Origin of the sequence: Paramicrobacterium humi (assembly GCF_900105715.1) — a bacterium.
GTDB classification, from domain to species: Bacteria; Actinomycetota; Actinomycetes; order Actinomycetales; family Microbacteriaceae; genus Paramicrobacterium; species Paramicrobacterium humi.
In genome coordinates this window covers 1,568,578-1,584,887 of record NZ_FNRY01000001.1, presented here as the reverse complement: position 1 = coordinate 1,584,887, position 16,310 = coordinate 1,568,578, and the positions used below count along the sequence as shown (strand labels likewise).

Genomic DNA, 16,310 nt, shown 5'->3' with positions numbered 1-16,310 from the left:
CGCTCGTCAGTCAAGCCGGCGGATGAGTTCGCCGTCGAACCAGCCGAGGCCGAGGCGCTTTCGGCCGGCGTCGGGCTCGGTCGGGTCGATGAGCGGCCGGTCGCTGACGCCGGATGCGACCGCGCTTCCCGTTCCCGCGCCAGCCGGCGGTGGTGGGACGGGCGCCGCTTCTGCGGGCGGTGACACGCGTTCCGCGCGGTAGTCGGTGACATCGCCGGTCGCGTCACCCCCGATTCCCGCGACGGCGCGCTGCAGGTCGACGATCTGCGGGTCGGTCGAGACGTCGATGGCGGCCGCTGTCTTCTCGTACTCGGTGAGGGCGTGCGCCGAAGGCCCTTGGTCGGCCGGCGGCACGTCGGCGCTGATCACAACGCGATCGCCGCCGGGGTCGACGAAGCCGCCGAGGGCGGGCACGACGTCGCCGCGATGCTCGACGGCGTAGGCGTGCACCGTGTCGGGCAGCGGGGCGTCGGTGGACGGCGCCCCGAACGTGACGAGGGTGCGCACGTCGTACTGGCCCGACTGCGCGATGCGCTCGGCCACGAGCCCGCCTTGCGAGTGACCCGCGATCGTGACCGGCTCGCCTGAGGCCACGCCCGCGTCGTCCATCGCCTGCACGACGGCGCGGTAGGCGCCGCCGTCGGCGTCGGCCATGAGCGCCGCGTTCGACTCCATGTCGAAGGGCTCGTCTCCCGGTGCGACGGCCATGTCGACGGTGCCGCCGACGTACACCGCCCAGGAGTGGTTCCCCGTGTCGTCGGTGTACTTCTCCACGCGGATCTGCGAACCGCCCGCCCCAGAGGCGGGAATGCGCGAGACCAGCTCCGCGATCGAGCGCGGCGGCGCTGTTCGGGCGTGGTCGACCGCCGTCACACGCACGGGCGTCTCTGTCACTCCCCCGATGCCGAGGGCGCCGAGGCCGAGCGCCGCTCCGGGCACCGAGAGTCGAGGGTCGTTGACGAGGGGCGAGAGGACCGTGGGCATGCCGAGTGCGGACTTGACCGCGTCGTCGCTTCCCGACACGAGTCCGCGGACGAGCAGCATCGCGAGCGGGTTGCGTGCGGCCTGCGGGTGTTCGGCGAGCCAGCGAGTGACGGCGCCGCCGAGGACGCTCCCTGCCCGAGTGAGGGCGGCACGGGTTTCGGGGAGCGCCGCGGCGGCGACGAGGGAGGGGATGGCGGGAGCGGCGATCGTGGCTGCCACGCCGAGCAGCGGCAGCAGCATGCGCGAGAACAGCGCCCCGCCGATCGCTCCGGTCATGGAGGTCGCCGTCTCGAAGAGCGCGCTGACTGTCGACTCAGTGGTCACGTACAGGTCGGCGGAGGCGGAGAGCGCCGTGCTGAGGTCGAACGCGGCGTCGGCCGCGAGGGCGAGCGCGTCGGCGGCGGCCTCGATCTCCGTCCCTGACGCACCGGACCAGCGCGACGCCGACTGCGGCGGGGCGGTCAGCAGCCGGGCGGCCGACACGTCGGCGCTCACGAGCGCGCATTCTGTTGCGATGCCGAGAACGGCGTCGGCGAGGGCGCCCACTTCTGCCGTGTCGACGGTGCCGTTCGAAACGTAGGCGAGGGTCATGACAGCCGTCCTCCCGTCGCGGGGACGAGGCCGGCGGGGATGTCGGCGACCACGTCGGCGATCGCGGCATCCACGCGCCCGATCGCGGTGTCGAGAGTCGCCGTCGCGAGACGGAGCGACTCATCGAGCGCGTCGAGCCGTGCAGAGTATGCGGTCGCGGCCGAAGTCGACCACACGGAGGGGCGGGCCCCGGCAAGCCGATCGGCGCGCAAGCGAACGAGCGCGCCGTGCGCCCGGTCAAGGGCGGCGCGCTGTGCGCGGAACTCGTCGATCGCCTGTCGGCACTCCGCCTCGGTCACGCCACTCGCCATCGTGCGCCCCTTCCCGCTTCGGCTTCCAGAGTGCCGCTCGCGGGACGGCAGCGGCTGGCGGAATCCACGAATTGTGGAGGGTGGGCTGGCGGCATCCGCTGGGGAGGAGGAGTGGCTCGAAGGGGACTGTGCAAGCGTGCGGGAGTTCGACAGAATAGTGCCCATGCCTCCCTCCGACCAGATCGTTCCCTACCGCGTCTGCTTCGTCTGTGCGGGGAACATCTGCCGCTCCCCCATGGCCGAGGCCGTGTTCCGGGCGCGCGTGGAGAAGGCCGGCCTCACTCCGTGGGTGAGCGTCACGTCCGCGGGAACTGGGGACTGGCACGTGGGCGAGCAGGCAGACGCGCGCACGCTCGACGCGCTTGCCGCGCGCGGCTATGACGCGGGATGGCATCGGGCCAAGCAGTTCGACTCCGCGTGGTTTCCGCAGCTCGACCTCGTCGTCGCCCTCGACCGGGGCCACGAGCGCGCGCTGCGCGACTGGGCGCCGACGCCGGCCGACGCCGACAAGGTGTCGCTCCTGATGAGCTTCGACACCACGTATCCCGGCATCCTCGACGTGCCGGACCCCTACTACGCCGACGCGCGCACCTTCGACCGGGTTCTTGGGATGATAGAGGGAGCGAGCCTGGCGTTGTTCCGCCAGCTCGAACCCGCGATCCGACAGGGAGCCCTTCGATGACCTCACTTCCGCCTCAACCGCTCAGCCCGCTCGACGGCCGGTACCGCACAGCGGTCACAGAGCTCGGAGAGCACTTGAGCGAGGCAGGACTGAACCGGGCGCGCGTGCACGTCGAGGTCGAGTGGCTGATCTATCTCACGTCGCACGAGATGTTCGGGGCGAGCCCGTTGACGGATGCCGAGACGGCGGCGCTTCGCGAGCTCGCGAGCGGCTTCGGGCAGCCAGAGATCGACCGGCTCGCCACCCTCGAGGCGACGACGCGGCACGACGTGAAGGCCGTCGAGTACCTCGTTCGCGAGAAGCTCGCGAAGCTCGGCCTCGACCGCATCGCGGAGCTCACCCACTTCGCGTGCACGAGCGAGGACATCAACAACCTCTCCTATGCGCTCACGGTGTCCGACGCCGTGCGGAACGTGTGGCTGCCGAAGTACCGATCCGTCATCGGGGCCCTGCGGTCGCTCGCCGACGAGTACGCCGACGCGTCGATGCTCTCGCACACGCACGGCCAGCCGGCCACGCCGAGCACGATGGGCCGCGAGATCGCCGTGACCGTCTACCGCCTCGAGCGCATCCTCCGGCACGTCGAGGGCTCCGAGTACCTCGGCAAGTTCTCGGGCGCGACGGGGAACTTCGCCGCGCACACGGTCGCCGCGCCTGACGCCGACTGGCTGCGCATCTCCCGAGAGTTCGTCGAATCGCTCGGTCTCACGTGGAACCCGCTCACGACGCAGATCGAGTCGCACGACTGGCAGGCCGAGCTCTACGGGCGCATCGCGCACGCGAACCGCGTTCTGCACAACCTCGCGACCGACATGTGGACCTACATCTCGATGGGCTATTTCCGGCAGATCCCGCAGGCGGGCGCGACCGGGTCCTCGACGATGCCGCACAAGGTGAATCCGATCCGCTTCGAGAACGCGGAGGCGAACCTCGAGATCTCGAGCGCGCTCCTCGACTCGCTCGCTGCGACGCTCGTGACCTCGCGCATGCAGCGTGACCTCACGGACTCGACGACGCAGCGCAACATCGGGGTCGCCTTCGGGCACTCTCTCCTCGCTCTCGACAACATCGAGCGCGGCCTGCGCGAGGTCGACCTCGACCGGTCGGCCCTGCTCGCGGATCTCGACGCGAACTGGGAGGTGCTCGGCGAGGCCATCCAGACGGTCATTCGCGCCGAAGTCACCGCCGGGCGCTCGCAGATCTCCGACCCGTACGCGATGCTCAAGGAGCTCACGCGCGGCAAGCGCATCGGCCACGCGGATCTCACGGCCTTCGTGGACGGGCTCGACATCGGCGATGCGGCGAAGCAGCGCCTGCTGCAGCTCACGCCCGATCGCTACGTCGGTCTCTCGATGCAGCAGGTGGCCCTGCTCGCCGACTGAACGCGCGTTCGCACCGTCATCGAGTTGCGGCTCGACAGTTTGTGAGGAAAGCTAACAAACATGAGTCCGCGGCAGCCGTCCCTTCATGCGCCGCTTCGGCGCGAGACGGCGGCGCTCCCCGGGCACACGCGCGCGCACAACCGGGCGCTCGTTCTGCAGATGCTCTTCCGCGGCGAGTCGCTCAGCCGCGCCGACATCGCGAGGGAGACGGGGCTCACCCGCGTGACGATCTCAGATCTCGTCGCGGAGCTGCAGCGCGAGGGCCTCGTTGTCGAGCGCGGCGTGCGCACGGCATCCGGTCCCGGAAAGCCGGCCGTGCTTCTCGAGATGGCGCGCGGCTCGCATCAGATCATCGCTCTCGACTTGAGCGGGCACGACGTGTTCCGGGCGGTGCTCACCGACCTGAACGGCGAGATCGGCGAAGAGGTCTCGATCCCCTCCCCCGACGTCACGGGCGAGGACGCCGAGCGACTCGTCGAAGATCTGCTCGAATGGGCGCTGCAGCTGACGACCGCGCCCGTTCTCGGCGTCGGGGTCGCCGTGCCGGGGATCGTGGACGCGAGCGGCATCGTGCGCCGCAGCGTGTCGCTCGACTGGACGGATCTCGACCTCGGCGCCTCGCTCGCCGCCCGATTCGGCACGCCGGTCTCGGTCGCGAACGACGCCAACGTCGCTGTTCTCGCCGAGCACAGCTTCGGCACGGGAACCGGCGACATGCTCCTCGTCAAGATCGACCGCGGCTTGGGCGGAGGCCTTCTGCTCGACGGCCGGCCGGTGCTCGGCTCGCGGCTCACGGCGGGTGAGATCGGCCGCGTGCACGTGCGGCAGGGTCCGAGCGAGGCGTGGGTTCCGTTGGAGTCCATCGTCACGGCGCCGGCGCTGCGCCGCCGCATCGAACGCTCGGTCGTCGGCGGCGACGGGGCGGATGCCGCACTCGGCAGCGCCGGTGAGCTTCTCGGCGCCGCGCTCTCCCCGCTGATCAGCACGCTCGATCTGACGGACGTCGTGCTGACGGGGCCGCACGAGCTCGTGAACGAGCCGCTGCTTGACGGCGTGCGGCGCAGCGTCGACGAGCGCACGGGGAGCGACGGCGCGGCGAAGGTGATCCGCACCTCTCAATTGGGCAGGGACATCATGCTGCGCGGCGCGGCCGCACTCGTGCTCTCGCAGCGGCTCGGCATCGCCTGAGCCGCGTCACGCCGGCTTCAGAGAACGGGCGGGGTGGGGCCGTCGTCGTCTTGCTTGTGGATGTCGTCGAGCTCGCGCTTGTTCGGCTTCACCGTCAGGGCGAACAGGGCGAGGAACACGAGCCCCGCGATGAAGGCGACGCCGAAGAAGATGACGGACAGCGTGATGTCGCGCGTCGACATGAGGGTGATGAGCCCAGCGAAGACGCCGAACACGGCGGCGATGGCGAGCAGTTCGACGGGCTTGAGCACGTCACGCATGCTTGGCTTGGTCACGCGGATTCCTCCTGGACATCTGTGGCGGCATCCGTTCTCTGCCATTTGAGGGACAGGCCCGCGATGGCGAGGTAGACGGCGACGATGGCGGCGTAGGCGCCGAAGACTCCGACGGCCATGACCGATGAGGTGAGGGTGGCCGGAGCGCCCTGCTCACCGCCCCCGGTCTGCACGAAGTCGGGCGGAAGCAGAACGAAGACGACAGCGAGCAGAGCCGTGAAGGCGCCGACGATGAGGAAGTCCTTCGACAGCGGCGCGCGCCGGCCGAGTCGGTAGCCCGTGTACAGCTCGAGAAGGCCCGTGATTCCCGCCCAGATCGCGACGGTGAGCAGCAGGCTGCCGAGCCCAGAGTCCCGCAGCAGGAGAGCGACGACGCCAGCGGCGAGGGTGATCGCCGATTGCGCGACGACGAGGCGCCGCGTCGGGCCATCGGCGATGAGCGGGAACGCGAGGGAGCCGACGACGATGCCCGCGACGACAGCGGTGACGCCGAAAACGACGAGGCCCAGGTGCGCGGAGTGGTCAGCGGAGAAGGTGATGTACACGGCGGCGAGCGCGAAGATCACCGCACGGCTCAGTTGCAGCGCCCAGAGGCGGGTGTGGGGAGCGGTCGCCGATGCGGTTGTGCCGCGGGGAACATCGGCAGGGGTGACCACAGACGAACGCCTCTTTCATGAAAACCGGCCGCGAGTGCGCGACCGTCGGGATGCTGCCATTCTATCCGCCGCAAGCTGAGTGCGCGCCGCCCCGTGGAGCCGATCAGATCCCGGTAACCAGGCGAATGCCGGACGCGATCCTCGTGAGGAGGTATCCCGGCAGGCGCCCCGTCGCGTACGGCTCGAGGTATTCACGGCTGACGGGGCCGATCTGGGATACGACAGCGACGGAGTCCCTCTCGAGTCCGGACGCTTCCTGGGGAATGAGGACGTTCCCGGGAAACGCTTCCAGTGCCGTGTTCGAGGTCAGCGGTACGACGAACACGGTTTCGATGCCGCTGGACAGGAGCCAGTTCTCCTGCATGACGATGGCAGGGCGCTTCTTGGCAGGCGCTGACCCGCGCGGGGTCCCGAAGTCCGCCCAGACGACATCGCCGTGAGCGATCACCACGGTGTTCCTTCTTGGGACACGCGCTCCGATTCGCGAAGGAACAGACCATCCTCGGCCGGCTGGCCCGCACGTTCTATCGCCGCGTCGGCGAGCGCTGTGAGCTCCGCTTCCCCCTCAAGTTCGTCGGCGAGCTTCTGCGCGGCACGACGATAGAACTCGGATCGGTTCATACCGTGTCGCGCCGCGATTCGCTCGTATCTCTCGAAGTCACCATCGGGAACAGAGATCGCCGTCTTCATAACCAGAGTATAACCGGTCATACCCTATCCCGTTCGTCGACGTGAGACATGCATCGATCATGACGGTCGAGCTGTTACCCGGGATGAGCAGGCGGCAGTCTGTGGAGAATCGCTCGAACAGATCCGTGGGGACGGTCACATTGACGTGACGCCCCGAACGCGGTGCCCCACCGCGATCGACTCTCCAGAGATCGTTCCCGCGAGCGGCGAGACGAGGAAGGCGATGAGATCGGCGACGTCGGCCGGGCTCGTCTGGCCTCCCTGCCCGGGCCTGACGTCTCGAGACGGAGCCGCGCTGACGATGCCGGGGCTCACGGTGTTGACGGTGACGCCGGTGCCGGCCGCGGAGTCGGCGAGGTTCTTCGCCGCGATGATGAGCGCCGCGTTCCGCACGGAGCCGGCGAGATTGCCGGTCTGGAGCGCGTTCTGGCCGCTGACGCCGACGATGCGGCCGTATCCCGCGTCGGTCATGAGCGGGAGCACGGCATTGGCCACACGCACGAACCTGAGCGCCTTGCCGTCGACGGCAGCGAGCACCTGTGCGGGATCGGATTTTCTCGCCGGGTCGAGCGTCTGTGCGCTCGGGGCTGCGGCGATGACGAGGCCGTCGATCTCGCCGAAGCGCTCGAGCACCTCCTCGAGCGCCGCGGCCACGGAGTCATCGCTTCCCGCGTCCAGGCGCACACCGTCTTCGCCGTGCCGCGACGCGGGAACGGCGACGGCGCCTTCGGCGCGGAGTCGTTCGACGACGGCGCGGCCGATGAGTCCGGTGCCGCCGACGACGAGAATGACACGGTTCTCAAGCTGCAGGTCCATGTGCGGAATCGTAGCCGCGCAGGCAGGGCGCTGTCAGGATGCGGCGTAACGCCAGAGCGTGAGGACGCGCGCGACCGCTGCTGTGTGCGACCACGGCATCTCCGGCACCTCGCACCGCCCATCGGCGAGCGCACGCGACACTGCGTCAGCCTCGGCCGCCATCGGCTGCACAATGGGAACCTCGATCGTCTGCTCGTCGCCGTCGCGGCGCACGATCAGGGAGCGAGCACTGTCGACGCGGCTGCCCCACGGGCTGGGAAGAATGACCTCTCCGCCCGTGAAGCGCAGAGTCGCCGTCGCATCGAGCGTGCGCACGATCGACGTGGAGAGCTGCGCCTCGAATCCACCGAACTCGACGAGAGCGGCGGCATCCGTCTCGACTCCGGCGTCGTGCTCGGCCGTGCTGGAGATGAGCTCCGGCGCGTCGAACGGCAGCCCCGCCGCGGCGGCGATCTCCACGGCGAGGGACACCGGGTAACAGCCGACGTCGAGGATCGCGCCGCCGGCGAGCTCGGGGTCGAAGAGCCGGCCGGTCCGGGTGCCGGCCGCGAATCCGCATGCCGCCTCGAGACGCGCGGGAGCGCCGAGCTCACCGCCGGCCACGAGGGAGCGCACGGCCTCGGCGAAGGGCCCGAAGCGGTTCTTGAACGCCTCGAGAAACGGCCGCTTGGCACGCGCAGCCGCGTCGAGGATGCGCTGCGTCTCCGCGAGCGTCGGGCTCGCGGGCTTCTCGCACAGCACCGCCTTTCCCGCATCGAGCGCGCGGATGGCCAGCTCCACGTGCGTCGTGTGCACGGTGCCGATATAGACCGCGTCGACGTCATCACGCGCGATGATGTCGGCGTAGGTTCCGGATGCCGCGGCGCCCTGTTTCGCGGCGAATGCCGCTGCGCGTTCGGGCGAGGAGCTTCCCACGGCGTGCAGCATCCCATGCTCAGAGTGCCGGAGGCCCTCCACGAAGTCGGTGCTGATCACGCCAGGGCCGAGCACGGCCCACCTGGTCTGCTGCATGAGCCGATGCTACCCGGCGAGGACGCGGCTCCGTCCGTCGTGCTCCCCGCTCGCGGAGGCCTCCGGCGCACTATCGGCCGACGAGGGCCGATCGAGGATCTGCGCGAACGCCGCCCGGAGCACGCCTGCCGGGTCATCGGAAGCGCCGGTCTGGCGCAGCGCGATGTGCTGGTCGGGACGCACCAGGAGGCAGCCATCCTCGCCGATGCCGCTGCGGCGCTCGAAGTCGCCGTAGAGGTCCTGCACGTCACCGGCGTGCGCGATCGCGACGACGGCGAGCGGCACCCCGAGTTCCGCGGCGACCGCTGTCGCGGCATCCGCCCATGCCCCGCCACGATCACGCGTGACGAGAGTGAAGCGTTCGTGACCGGTGACGTCGAGCGTCGACACCGTGCCGGTCGCGTCGCCCACCCACGCGTGCGGGATGCGCGCGCCGGGGCGGCTCGACGGCTGGATGTACAGCTGCGGGTCGCGATCGTAGACGAGCTCGGTCCCGTCGTCGACGACGGCTGTCGACGCGTACACGTGGTTCATCAGCTCGACACGAGCCTCGGGATGCTCAAGCCAGTCACCTGGATTCACGCGCCCTGGCGCGCGCGGCGCTCCGCGATTCGCTCGCGAGCGATGCGCATAGTCTCGCGTCCGTCAACGAGCTGGACGCGGCCACTCTCGATGTCTTCGATGCGCCGACGGAGCTCCTTCTGCCAGGCAGCGTCAACAATGGGATCAGGCTCCTCCGGCTCCTCGACGCTGTCGAGCAGCTCGTAGGCGAGCGCCACGCGGTCGGCGGGCGCAAGCTCACGGGCCTTCTCGATCAGCTCTGACAGGGTCACGCTTCGAGTGTACGACGCACACGCGAGATTGGTCCGAATTCCACCAGCCGCAGACCTGAGCGAATGCGCCGCCTACACCGGCGCCATGTCAGTGAAGCGCGAGAAGTGTCCTTGGAACGCCACCGTCACCGTGTCGGTTGGGCCGTTTCTGTGCTTGGCGACGATGAGGTCGGCTTCCCCGGCGCGCGGGTTGTCCTTCTCGTAGGCCGACTCGCGGTGCAGGAGCACGACCATGTCGGCGTCCTGCTCGATCGACCCTGACTCTCGAAGGTCGCTCAGGGCGGGCTTCTTGTCCTGCCGCTGCTCGGGGCCACGGTTCAGCTGCGAGAGGGCGATGACCGGCACGCCGAGTTCCTTCGCGAGCAGCTTGAGCGCTCGTGAGAACTCCGAAACCTCCTGCTGGCGGCTCTCGACGCGCTTGCCGCTCGTCATGAGCTGAAGGTAGTCGATGACGACCATCTTGAGCCCGACACGCTGCTTGAGCCGACGGCATTTGGCGCGAATCTCAACGAGGGTCATGTTCGGCGAATCATCGATGTAGAGCGGGGCGTCATTGATCTTCCCGCGAATGGACGCGATCGTCGTCCAGTCGCGGGCGTCGAGCGTTCCCTTACGCATGTTCTGCAGCGGGACCGAGCCTTCGGCCGACATGAGGCGCATGGCGATCTCGCTTCGCCCCATCTCGAGCGAGAAGAAGATGGTGGGCATGTTGTGCTTGATCGCTGCGGCGCGAGCGAAGTCGAGGGCGAGCGTCGACTTACCGAGAGCCGGGCGCGCGGCGATGATGATCATCTGCCCGGGATGCAGACCGTTCGTGAGCTGGTCGAGCCCAGAGAATCCGGTCGGAACACCCGTCATCGACCCGTCGCGGTTCTTGGCCGCCTCGATCTCGTCGATGGCCGCGTCGACAGCGGTAGTGAGCGGAACGTAGTCCTCGGCGCTCTCATTGCCTGTGACGGAGTAGATCTCCGCCTGGGCGTTGTTGACGAGGTCTAGTACCTCACCCTCGCCCGAGTAGCCCATCTGAACGATGCGCGTGCCCGCTTCGACCAGGCGGCGAAGCAGCGCACGCTCGGCGACGATCGATGCGTAGAAGCCGGCATTCGCGGCGGTGGGGACAAGTGAAGTCAGCGTGTGCAGGTAGTCCGCGCCGCCGGCGCGCTGGAGCTCTCCCTGCTTGATGAGCTCGTCCGTGACCGCGATGACGTCGGTGGGCTCGCCGTGCGAGTAGAGCGAGAGCAGCGCTTCGAAGATGATCTCGTGCTTGGGAATGTAGAAGTCGGCGCCGCGGACGGTCTCGACGACGTCGGCGACGGCATCTTTGGAGAGCATCATGCCGCCGAGAGTGGACTGCTCGGCGAGGAGGTCATGCGGAGGCGTCCGTTCGAATGAACGCTCGCTGTCGCTCGGGGCTTCGTCTCCGATACCAAGATGAGCGATTGACACCGCTTCCCCTTCCCTGACTGTCGAGCGCTCGCGCGCCTCATTACTCCTTGACGAGTCGTTCCGGCCTCTTTGTCGACGACTCGTCAAGCGAATCAGCACCCTCCGACAGTGCGCGTCGAGGCACTGAGCCGGCGCGGGAGAGGGTGTTGCTGATTCACCCTATGGACACTCGCCCACCGCCCCAAATCGTCCTGTGGATAACTCTGTGAATAGATTGCGGGAAACGCCGTGGGACCTGTGAACAACCGTTGTGGATAACTGTGGACAACTACGTCGAGTTCAAATCAGTTTCACCCCGTGACCAGGCGTTGAGTTATCCACCCCTGTGGAGAGACAACCGGTTTGAAGTATCGGTTGAGGGTTGCAAAAGAGCACGGCGCCCTGTGCACAGATTGCTTGACAAAGGCCGTCCCGACCCACTAGGGAAACCGATTGCACACCTCCGCGCAACCGTTCGTTCAGGCATGCAAAAGGGTCGTGACGCCGAGTTTCTTTCTCGTCGTCACGACCCTTGGTCGCGTGGACCTACTTTGCGGCGACCACCTGGAGGGTGATCGTTGCCGAGACGTCCTCGCGCAGGCGAACGCTCGCCTCGTGCGTTCCGGTCGTCTTGATCGGTGTGGGGATCTCGATCTTGCGACGGTCGAGCTCGCCGACGCCGGCCTCCGAGACAGCGGCGGCGATGTCCGCCGGCTTCACGGAGCCGAACAGGCGACCCTCGGCGCCGGCCTTGACGCTCAGCTTGACCTTCGTCGACTCGAGCGCTTCCTTGAGCGACTTCGCGTCTTCCAGAGTGGCGAGTTCACGAGCGGCACGCGCCGCCTTGATCTGCTCGACCTGCTTCTCTCCACCGCGGGTCCACGGGGTGGCGAAACCCTGCGGGACGAGGTAGTTGCGGGCGTAGCCGTTCTTGACCTCGATGACGTCACCGGGAGCTCCGAGGCCAGTGACCTCGTGCGTCAGAATAACCTTTGACATTCGCGTGCTCCTTAGCGGCCCGAGCCGGCGTAGGGCAGAAGAGCCATCTCGCGGGCGTTCTTGACGGCCTTCGCGATGAGGCGCTGCTCCTGCACGGAGACACCGGTGATGCGACGAGCACGGATCTTGCCGCGCTCGGAGATGAACTTGCGGAGTGTGGCGACGTCCTTGTAGTCAATGACGCCGACACGGATCGACTTCGCCGGGGCGGATGCCTTCGCACCCTTGCCGCGGGAAGGCTTGCGGCCCTGGCCGCTCGACTTTCCAGCCATGTTGGTTTCCTTTTCGTGGAGATTTGAGAGTTAGAACGGAGTGTCGTCGCCGTAGTTGGTGCCGGGGTTTGCCCACCCGTCGGCACTCGGCTGGGACTGCGAGGACGCAGCCCACGGCTCGTCGTTCTGTGAGGATGACGGGAAGCTCCGGCCGCCACCGCCCTGCGACTGCGCGCGCGTGATCTGCGCCGTCGCGTAGCGGAGGCTCGGACCGATCTCGTCGACCTCGAGCTCGATTGTGGTGCGCTTCTCGCCTTCGCGCGTCTCGTAGGAGCGCTGCTTCAGACGTCCGCTGGCGATCACGCGGCTGCCCTTGGTGAGGGAGCCCGCCACGTGCTCGGCGAACTCGCGCCATACGCTTGCGCGAAGGAACAGCGCTTCGCCGTCCTTCCACTCGTTCGCCTGACGGTCGAACGTGCGCGGAGTCGACGCGATGGTGAAGTTGGCAACCGCGAGTCCCGACTGCGTGTAGCGCAGCTCCGGGTCTGCGGTGAGGTTGCCCACCACGGTGATGACGGTTTCGCCTGCCATGAGCCCTACGCGCCCTTGCTCGCCTTGCGCGCGGCCTTGGCCTCGGCGCGCTTCGCCTCGGATGCGACGAGAGCGATCGCCTCTTCGGCACGCAGCACCTTGGTGCGCATGACGGCCTCGGAGAGCTTCAGCTGACGGTCGAGCTCCTGCGTGGCCTCGCTCGTCGCGGTGAAGTCGACGACGGCGTAGATGCCCTCGGACTTCTTGTTGATCTCGTAGGCCAGGCGACGGCGTCCCCAGATGTCCACGTTGTCGATGGTTCCACCATCGTTGCGGATGACGTTGAGGAACTTGTCGAGGCTCGGTGCAACCGTGCGCTCGTCAATCTCCGGGTCGAGGATGACCATGAGTTCGTACTGATGCGTCACTAACCCACCTCCTTCGGACTCGAACGGCTGCAGACGGTCTGCAGCAGGAGGGTTCTAGCATCGTTGCGATCGCTCGTGTGCGAGCGCAACTTGACAATGCTACCCGATCATCGCCGAAGTGGCGATTCGGATGCTATTGCCCGATCGCCGCGTTCGCCGCGGCCTGGGCCCGTTCGAGGCCCTCCTTCGGCTTCACGTTCCCCGCGAAGATCTCCTTCATGATCGGGTCGTACTGTTCGAAGCCCTTGCTGAAGTTCGGTCCGGTCGGGGCGGGGATCGTCTTGTTTCCCTTGACGACGTCGAAGAACGGCGAGACGTCGACGCCCTTCTTCTTCCAGTAGGAGAAGTAGGTGTCTTGCGCGGCGACGACGCCGGGCACGGCCGAGCCGGTCGACGCGAGATAGCCGTTGCCTTCCTCCGTGCCGAGCCAGGCGAGGACCTTCTTGATGGCGTCCTGCTTCTTGCTCGCGGCGTTGCCGGCAGCGACGATGCCGTTCGTGACGGTCACCTTCCCCGCGGGTCCGGCGGGAATCGACGCGACTCCCCAGTCGAAGTCGGCGGCGTCGGAGATGTTCTTCAGGTTGTACAGGCCCGACTGGAACATCGCCATCTTGCCCTGCGTGAAGGCATCGAGGCTGAAGTCGCCATTGCTGTTGGTGTCGGCGGCCAACGGCGCGACGTGGTACTTGTTTATCGCGTTGACGAGGTACGAGACCGACTCGACGCTCTTCGGATCGTCGAACGAGAACTCGTCGCCCTTCTGGAACGTGCCGCCGTTCGAGCCGATGTACGGCAGCAGGATCGCCTGCAGGTCGTAGGCGATGTTTGTGCCGTACTGGCTGACCTTGCCGGAGTCGAAGCCCTTTGTCGCGGCATCCTTGCCCGACGCGTCGAGCGTCAGCTTCTGCGCAGCGGGCAGGAACGTGTCCTTCTCGGCATCCGGGTTCCAGGTCAGGTCGTCGAGCTTCTTCGGGTCGATGCCGGCCTTCTCGAGCAGATCCTTGTTGTAGTACACGCCGATGCCGGCGTCGTACAGCTGCGGGACGCCCCACAGAGTCTTGTTGCGCGTGAACTGGTCGACGACGCTCGGCTCCCATGCGGAGCTGGCGTTCTCGCCGAGCACCGCCCCCACGTCGACGAGGTTGCCGGAGTCGACGTAGGCGCCGTAGTACGAGTTGTTGATCCAGAAGACGTCGTCCATCGTGCCGCCCGCGACGTCGGTGCGCAGCTTCGTCCAGTAGTCGGCCCACGGCACGACGTTGACGTTCACCTTGATGTTCGGGTTCTTCTCTTCGAACGCCGCGAAGGAGTCCTTGTACGCCGCGGCGACGGTGTCGTCCCAGAGCCGGAAGTTGACTGTCGTCACATCGGTCTCTGTGGTGTCGCTCGCGGCACAGCCGGAGAGCAGAAGAGCGGATGCCGCTACGACTGCCGTGATGATTCGCTTGGCCATTCGGGTCTTTCTCTTACTACTTGAAACCAGTGATGGTGATGGATCGCACGATCTGCTTTTGGAAGATCAGGAACAGGACCAGGAGGGGGACGACGGCGAGCGTCGTGGCCGCCATCACGAGCGTCCAGTTGCTGGTGTGTTGCGACTGGAGGCTAGCAGTCGCAACCGTGATCACTCCCCACGTGTCCCCTGTCGTCACCACGAGCGGCCAGAGGAAACTGTTCCACTGCGTGACGACGGTGATGAGGGCGAGGGTCGCGATGATCGGCCGCGACAACGGAACAACGATACCCGTCATGATTCGGAAATGCCCGGCTCCGTCGAGCCGAGCGGCGTCGATGAGGTCTTGCGGGATGCCCCGGAAGTACTCCCTGAGCAGGAATATCGCATACGGGCTCGCGAACATGAACGGGAGAACGAGACCCCAGAATGTGTTGCGCAGGCCGGATTCGACCATCATCAGGTACAGCGGCACGACGAGCACGACGCTCGGCACCATGAGCCCGGAGAGGTACAGCCAGAACAGCGCCGCCCGGCCGGGAAACTGTATGCGCGCGAAGGCATATGCCGCCATGATCGAGAAACTCAGCTGCAGTACGAGGATGACGCCGGTCATCGCGACGGTGACGCCGAGCGCCCGGCCCAGCCCGTGACCGCCGCCGAGCACCTCGGTGAGGTTCTGCAGCGTCGGCGGCGCGGGCAGGCTCAGCGCGCCCTCCCGCGCGAACTGGCCGGGCGAGGTGAGCGCCGTCAGCACGCTGAAGGCGAACGGGGCGAGCGTCAGCACGGCGGCGATGACGAGCGTGAGGTAAACGCCGGCCGTTCCGAGCCGCCCGCGCGGCGCACGGCGACGCACCGCGGAATCAGGAGAGGTCATACGTCGTCCTCTTCCGGAAGTACAGCTGCTGCGCGATCGTGATGGCGACAAGGAGCACGAGCAGGACGACCGCGATGACGCCGGCGTGGCCCATGTCGAAAGTGACGAACGCTTCGCTGTACAGGCGCATGGCGACGACGTCCGTGCGGCCGAGCGTCGCGGCATCCGTCACCGTGTAGGGTCCGCCGCCGGTGAGCGCGTAGATCTGGTCGAACAGCTGGAACACGCTGATGACGCTCGTGACGAGCACGAAGAACATCGTGGGGCGCAGCAGCGGCAGCTTGATGCGCCAGAACACGGAGACGGGGCCGGCGCCGTCGATGCGGGCCGCGTCGACGAGCTGCTCGGGAATGTTCAGCAGGCCGGCCATGAAGAACAGCGCGACGTAGCCGACGTTTGTCCAGATGACGACGGCGGCGACACTCGGCAGGGCGAGCGCCGGGGTCGTGAGCCATTCGACGCGGTGCCCGATGATCGTGTTGAGCAGACCGTCGGTGGGGGCGAGGATCCACTTCCACACGACGCCGAGCGCAAGCGGTGCGCTGATCCAGGGCAGCACGTAGATGACGCGGAACAGGCCGCTTCCCGGCAGCCCACGTGTGAGGAACGAGGCGACGAGCACGCCGAGCGCCGTCTGCACGGGGATCACGATCACGACGAAGAACGCGGTGACGAGGAGCGAGTTGATGAACGCCGGATCGCCGAGAATCTCGCCGTAGTTGGCGAGCCCCGCCCAGCGCGCGGGCGAGAGCATGTCCCAGTCGTGGAAGCTCAGCCACACGACGACGAGGACGGGGAAGACGAGGAACATGACCACGCCGAACAGGCTCGGCGCGAGCAGGGCGTATGCCGCTCCGGCCGCTCGGCGCCGTTCGCTGCGTCGTCCGGCGGGGCGCGAGGCGGCGGCTCGCGGGTTTCGGGGAACGGCAGGAGACAGAGGGGTGCCCACGTTTCCTGCCATCCGAC

Annotated in this window: 21 protein-coding genes; 3 read left to right on the top strand and 18 right to left on the bottom strand. The window is 67.5% G+C overall.

Features of this window, described 5'->3' with window-relative positions; genetic code table 11:
- Positions 1–6: 6 nt before the first annotated feature.
- Positions 7–1,575: an alpha/beta hydrolase family protein gene (locus BLV49_RS07940; RefSeq protein ID WP_091182369.1), complete on the bottom strand. Its 1,569-nt coding sequence runs from the start codon at positions 1,573–1,575 to the stop codon at positions 7–9.
- Complete coding sequence (locus BLV49_RS07935) at positions 1,572–1,886, bottom strand: hypothetical protein (RefSeq protein WP_091182367.1); 315 nt, start codon at positions 1,884–1,886, stop codon at positions 1,572–1,574. The genes BLV49_RS07940 and BLV49_RS07935 overlap by 4 nt, the downstream gene beginning before the upstream one ends.
- 163 nt (positions 1,887–2,049) lie before the next feature.
- On the opposite strand from BLV49_RS07935, the gene BLV49_RS07930 reads away from it, so the two are divergent.
- Genes BLV49_RS07930 through BLV49_RS07920 form a run of 3 tightly spaced genes read left to right on the top strand, consistent with a single transcriptional unit; the run spans position 2,050 to position 5,138 of the window.
- The gene (locus tag BLV49_RS07930) at positions 2,050–2,568 is read left to right on the top strand and encodes a low molecular weight protein-tyrosine-phosphatase (RefSeq protein ID WP_091182366.1); all 519 of its coding nucleotides are present in this window, start codon (positions 2,050–2,052) and stop codon (positions 2,566–2,568) included.
- A complete protein-coding gene (purB, locus tag BLV49_RS07925) occupies positions 2,565–3,950 on the top strand; it encodes an adenylosuccinate lyase (RefSeq protein ID WP_091182364.1) in 1,386 nt (461 codons plus the stop codon). Before BLV49_RS07930 ends, purB begins: the two co-directional genes overlap by 4 nt.
- A gap of 60 nt (positions 3,951–4,010) precedes the next feature.
- A complete protein-coding gene (locus tag BLV49_RS07920; protein WP_091182362.1) occupies positions 4,011–5,138 on the top strand; it encodes an ROK family transcriptional regulator in 1,128 nt (375 codons plus the stop codon).
- 17 nt (positions 5,139–5,155) lie between these two features.
- Here the strand turns inward: BLV49_RS07920 and BLV49_RS07915 are convergent, their stop codons facing one another.
- From BLV49_RS07915 to BLV49_RS07840, 16 genes are all read right to left on the bottom strand, one after another.
- Entirely contained in the window at positions 5,156–5,413 is a 258-nt protein-coding gene (locus BLV49_RS07915; protein WP_245723582.1) for a hypothetical protein, read from the bottom strand.
- Positions 5,410–6,069: a hypothetical protein gene (locus BLV49_RS07910; protein WP_091182360.1), complete on the bottom strand. Its 660-nt coding sequence runs from the start codon at positions 6,067–6,069 to the stop codon at positions 5,410–5,412. The genes BLV49_RS07915 and BLV49_RS07910 overlap by 4 nt, the downstream gene beginning before the upstream one ends.
- A gap of 103 nt (positions 6,070–6,172) precedes the next feature.
- On the bottom strand, positions 6,173–6,520 hold the full coding sequence (locus tag BLV49_RS07905) for a type II toxin-antitoxin system PemK/MazF family toxin (protein WP_245723581.1): 348 nt from the start codon (positions 6,518–6,520) through the stop codon (positions 6,173–6,175).
- Positions 6,514–6,759, bottom strand: coding sequence for a CopG family transcriptional regulator (locus tag BLV49_RS07900; RefSeq protein WP_091182357.1), 246 nt, complete (start codon positions 6,757–6,759; stop codon positions 6,514–6,516). The genes BLV49_RS07905 and BLV49_RS07900 overlap by 7 nt, the downstream gene beginning before the upstream one ends.
- Before the next feature lie 135 nt (positions 6,760–6,894).
- Complete coding sequence (locus BLV49_RS07895; RefSeq protein ID WP_091182354.1) at positions 6,895–7,575, bottom strand: SDR family NAD(P)-dependent oxidoreductase; 681 nt, start codon at positions 7,573–7,575, stop codon at positions 6,895–6,897.
- A 33-nt stretch (positions 7,576–7,608) separates the two neighbouring features.
- Complete coding sequence (locus BLV49_RS07890; protein ID WP_091182352.1) at positions 7,609–8,586, bottom strand: Gfo/Idh/MocA family protein; 978 nt, start codon at positions 8,584–8,586, stop codon at positions 7,609–7,611.
- Between the two features lie 9 nt (positions 8,587–8,595).
- Entirely contained in the window at positions 8,596–9,120 is a 525-nt protein-coding gene (locus tag BLV49_RS07885; RefSeq protein WP_143033997.1) for an aromatic-ring hydroxylase C-terminal domain-containing protein, read from the bottom strand.
- Between the two features lie 44 nt (positions 9,121–9,164).
- The gene (locus BLV49_RS07880) at positions 9,165–9,419 is read right to left on the bottom strand and encodes an addiction module protein (protein ID WP_176980769.1); all 255 of its coding nucleotides are present in this window, start codon (positions 9,417–9,419) and stop codon (positions 9,165–9,167) included.
- A gap of 72 nt (positions 9,420–9,491) precedes the next feature.
- The gene (dnaB, locus tag BLV49_RS07875; protein WP_091182347.1) at positions 9,492–10,865 is read right to left on the bottom strand and encodes a replicative DNA helicase; all 1,374 of its coding nucleotides are present in this window, start codon (positions 10,863–10,865) and stop codon (positions 9,492–9,494) included.
- A 525-nt stretch (positions 10,866–11,390) separates the two neighbouring features.
- The gene (gene rplI, locus BLV49_RS07870) at positions 11,391–11,843 is read right to left on the bottom strand and encodes a 50S ribosomal protein L9 (protein ID WP_091182346.1); all 453 of its coding nucleotides are present in this window, start codon (positions 11,841–11,843) and stop codon (positions 11,391–11,393) included.
- 11 nt (positions 11,844–11,854) lie between these two features.
- Positions 11,855–12,115, bottom strand: coding sequence for a 30S ribosomal protein S18 (gene rpsR / locus BLV49_RS07865; RefSeq protein ID WP_091182344.1), 261 nt, complete (start codon positions 12,113–12,115; stop codon positions 11,855–11,857).
- Between the two features lie 30 nt (positions 12,116–12,145).
- On the bottom strand, positions 12,146–12,646 hold the full coding sequence (locus tag BLV49_RS07860) for a single-stranded DNA-binding protein (protein WP_091182343.1): 501 nt from the start codon (positions 12,644–12,646) through the stop codon (positions 12,146–12,148).
- A gap of 5 nt (positions 12,647–12,651) precedes the next feature.
- A complete protein-coding gene (gene rpsF, locus BLV49_RS07855) occupies positions 12,652–13,014 on the bottom strand; it encodes a 30S ribosomal protein S6 (RefSeq protein ID WP_091182341.1) in 363 nt (120 codons plus the stop codon).
- A 133-nt stretch (positions 13,015–13,147) separates the two neighbouring features.
- Positions 13,148–14,467: an ABC transporter substrate-binding protein gene (locus tag BLV49_RS07850; protein ID WP_091182339.1), complete on the bottom strand. Its 1,320-nt coding sequence runs from the start codon at positions 14,465–14,467 to the stop codon at positions 13,148–13,150.
- 16 nt (positions 14,468–14,483) lie between these two features.
- Complete coding sequence (locus BLV49_RS07845) at positions 14,484–15,344, bottom strand: carbohydrate ABC transporter permease (protein WP_091182337.1); 861 nt, start codon at positions 15,342–15,344, stop codon at positions 14,484–14,486.
- Positions 15,331–16,305 (bottom strand): carbohydrate ABC transporter permease, encoded by a 975-nt coding sequence (locus BLV49_RS07840; RefSeq protein WP_091182335.1) that lies wholly within the window; start codon positions 16,303–16,305, stop codon positions 15,331–15,333. Before BLV49_RS07840 ends, BLV49_RS07845 begins: the two co-directional genes overlap by 14 nt.
- Positions 16,306–16,310: the final 5 nt, after the last annotated feature.

What these genes read in the sequence shown, in the direction of transcription:
- BLV49_RS07845 (WP_091182337.1), bottom strand. Translation starts at nt 15,344, where the DNA reads ATGACCTCTCCTGATTCCGCGGTGCGTCGCCGTGCGCCGCGCGGGCGG.
- BLV49_RS07920 (WP_091182362.1), top strand. Translation starts at nt 4,011, where the DNA reads ATGAGTCCGCGGCAGCCGTCCCTTCATGCGCCGCTTCGGCGCGAGACG.
- BLV49_RS07930 (WP_091182366.1), top strand. Translation starts at nt 2,050, where the DNA reads ATGCCTCCCTCCGACCAGATCGTTCCCTACCGCGTCTGCTTCGTCTGT.
- rplI (WP_091182346.1), bottom strand. Translation starts at nt 11,843, where the DNA reads ATGTCAAAGGTTATTCTGACGCACGAGGTCACTGGCCTCGGAGCTCCC.
- BLV49_RS07885 (WP_143033997.1), bottom strand. Translation starts at nt 9,120, where the DNA reads ATGAACCACGTGTACGCGTCGACAGCCGTCGTCGACGACGGGACCGAG.
- BLV49_RS07890 (WP_091182352.1), bottom strand. Translation starts at nt 8,586, where the DNA reads ATGCAGCAGACCAGGTGGGCCGTGCTCGGCCCTGGCGTGATCAGCACC.
- BLV49_RS07935 (WP_091182367.1), bottom strand. Translation starts at nt 1,886, where the DNA reads ATGGCGAGTGGCGTGACCGAGGCGGAGTGCCGACAGGCGATCGACGAG.
- BLV49_RS07895 (WP_091182354.1), bottom strand. Translation starts at nt 7,575, where the DNA reads ATGGACCTGCAGCTTGAGAACCGTGTCATTCTCGTCGTCGGCGGCACC.
- BLV49_RS07940 (WP_091182369.1), bottom strand. Translation starts at nt 1,575, where the DNA reads ATGACCCTCGCCTACGTTTCGAACGGCACCGTCGACACGGCAGAAGTG.
- BLV49_RS07850 (WP_091182339.1), bottom strand. Translation starts at nt 14,467, where the DNA reads ATGGCCAAGCGAATCATCACGGCAGTCGTAGCGGCATCCGCTCTTCTG.
- purB (WP_091182364.1), top strand. Translation starts at nt 2,565, where the DNA reads ATGACCTCACTTCCGCCTCAACCGCTCAGCCCGCTCGACGGCCGGTAC.
- BLV49_RS07840 (WP_091182335.1), bottom strand. Translation starts at nt 16,305, where the DNA reads ATGGCAGGAAACGTGGGCACCCCTCTGTCTCCTGCCGTTCCCCGAAAC.
- BLV49_RS07860 (WP_091182343.1), bottom strand. Translation starts at nt 12,646, where the DNA reads ATGGCAGGCGAAACCGTCATCACCGTGGTGGGCAACCTCACCGCAGAC.
- BLV49_RS07900 (WP_091182357.1), bottom strand. Translation starts at nt 6,759, where the DNA reads ATGAAGACGGCGATCTCTGTTCCCGATGGTGACTTCGAGAGATACGAG.
- rpsR (WP_091182344.1), bottom strand. Translation starts at nt 12,115, where the DNA reads ATGGCTGGAAAGTCGAGCGGCCAGGGCCGCAAGCCTTCCCGCGGCAAG.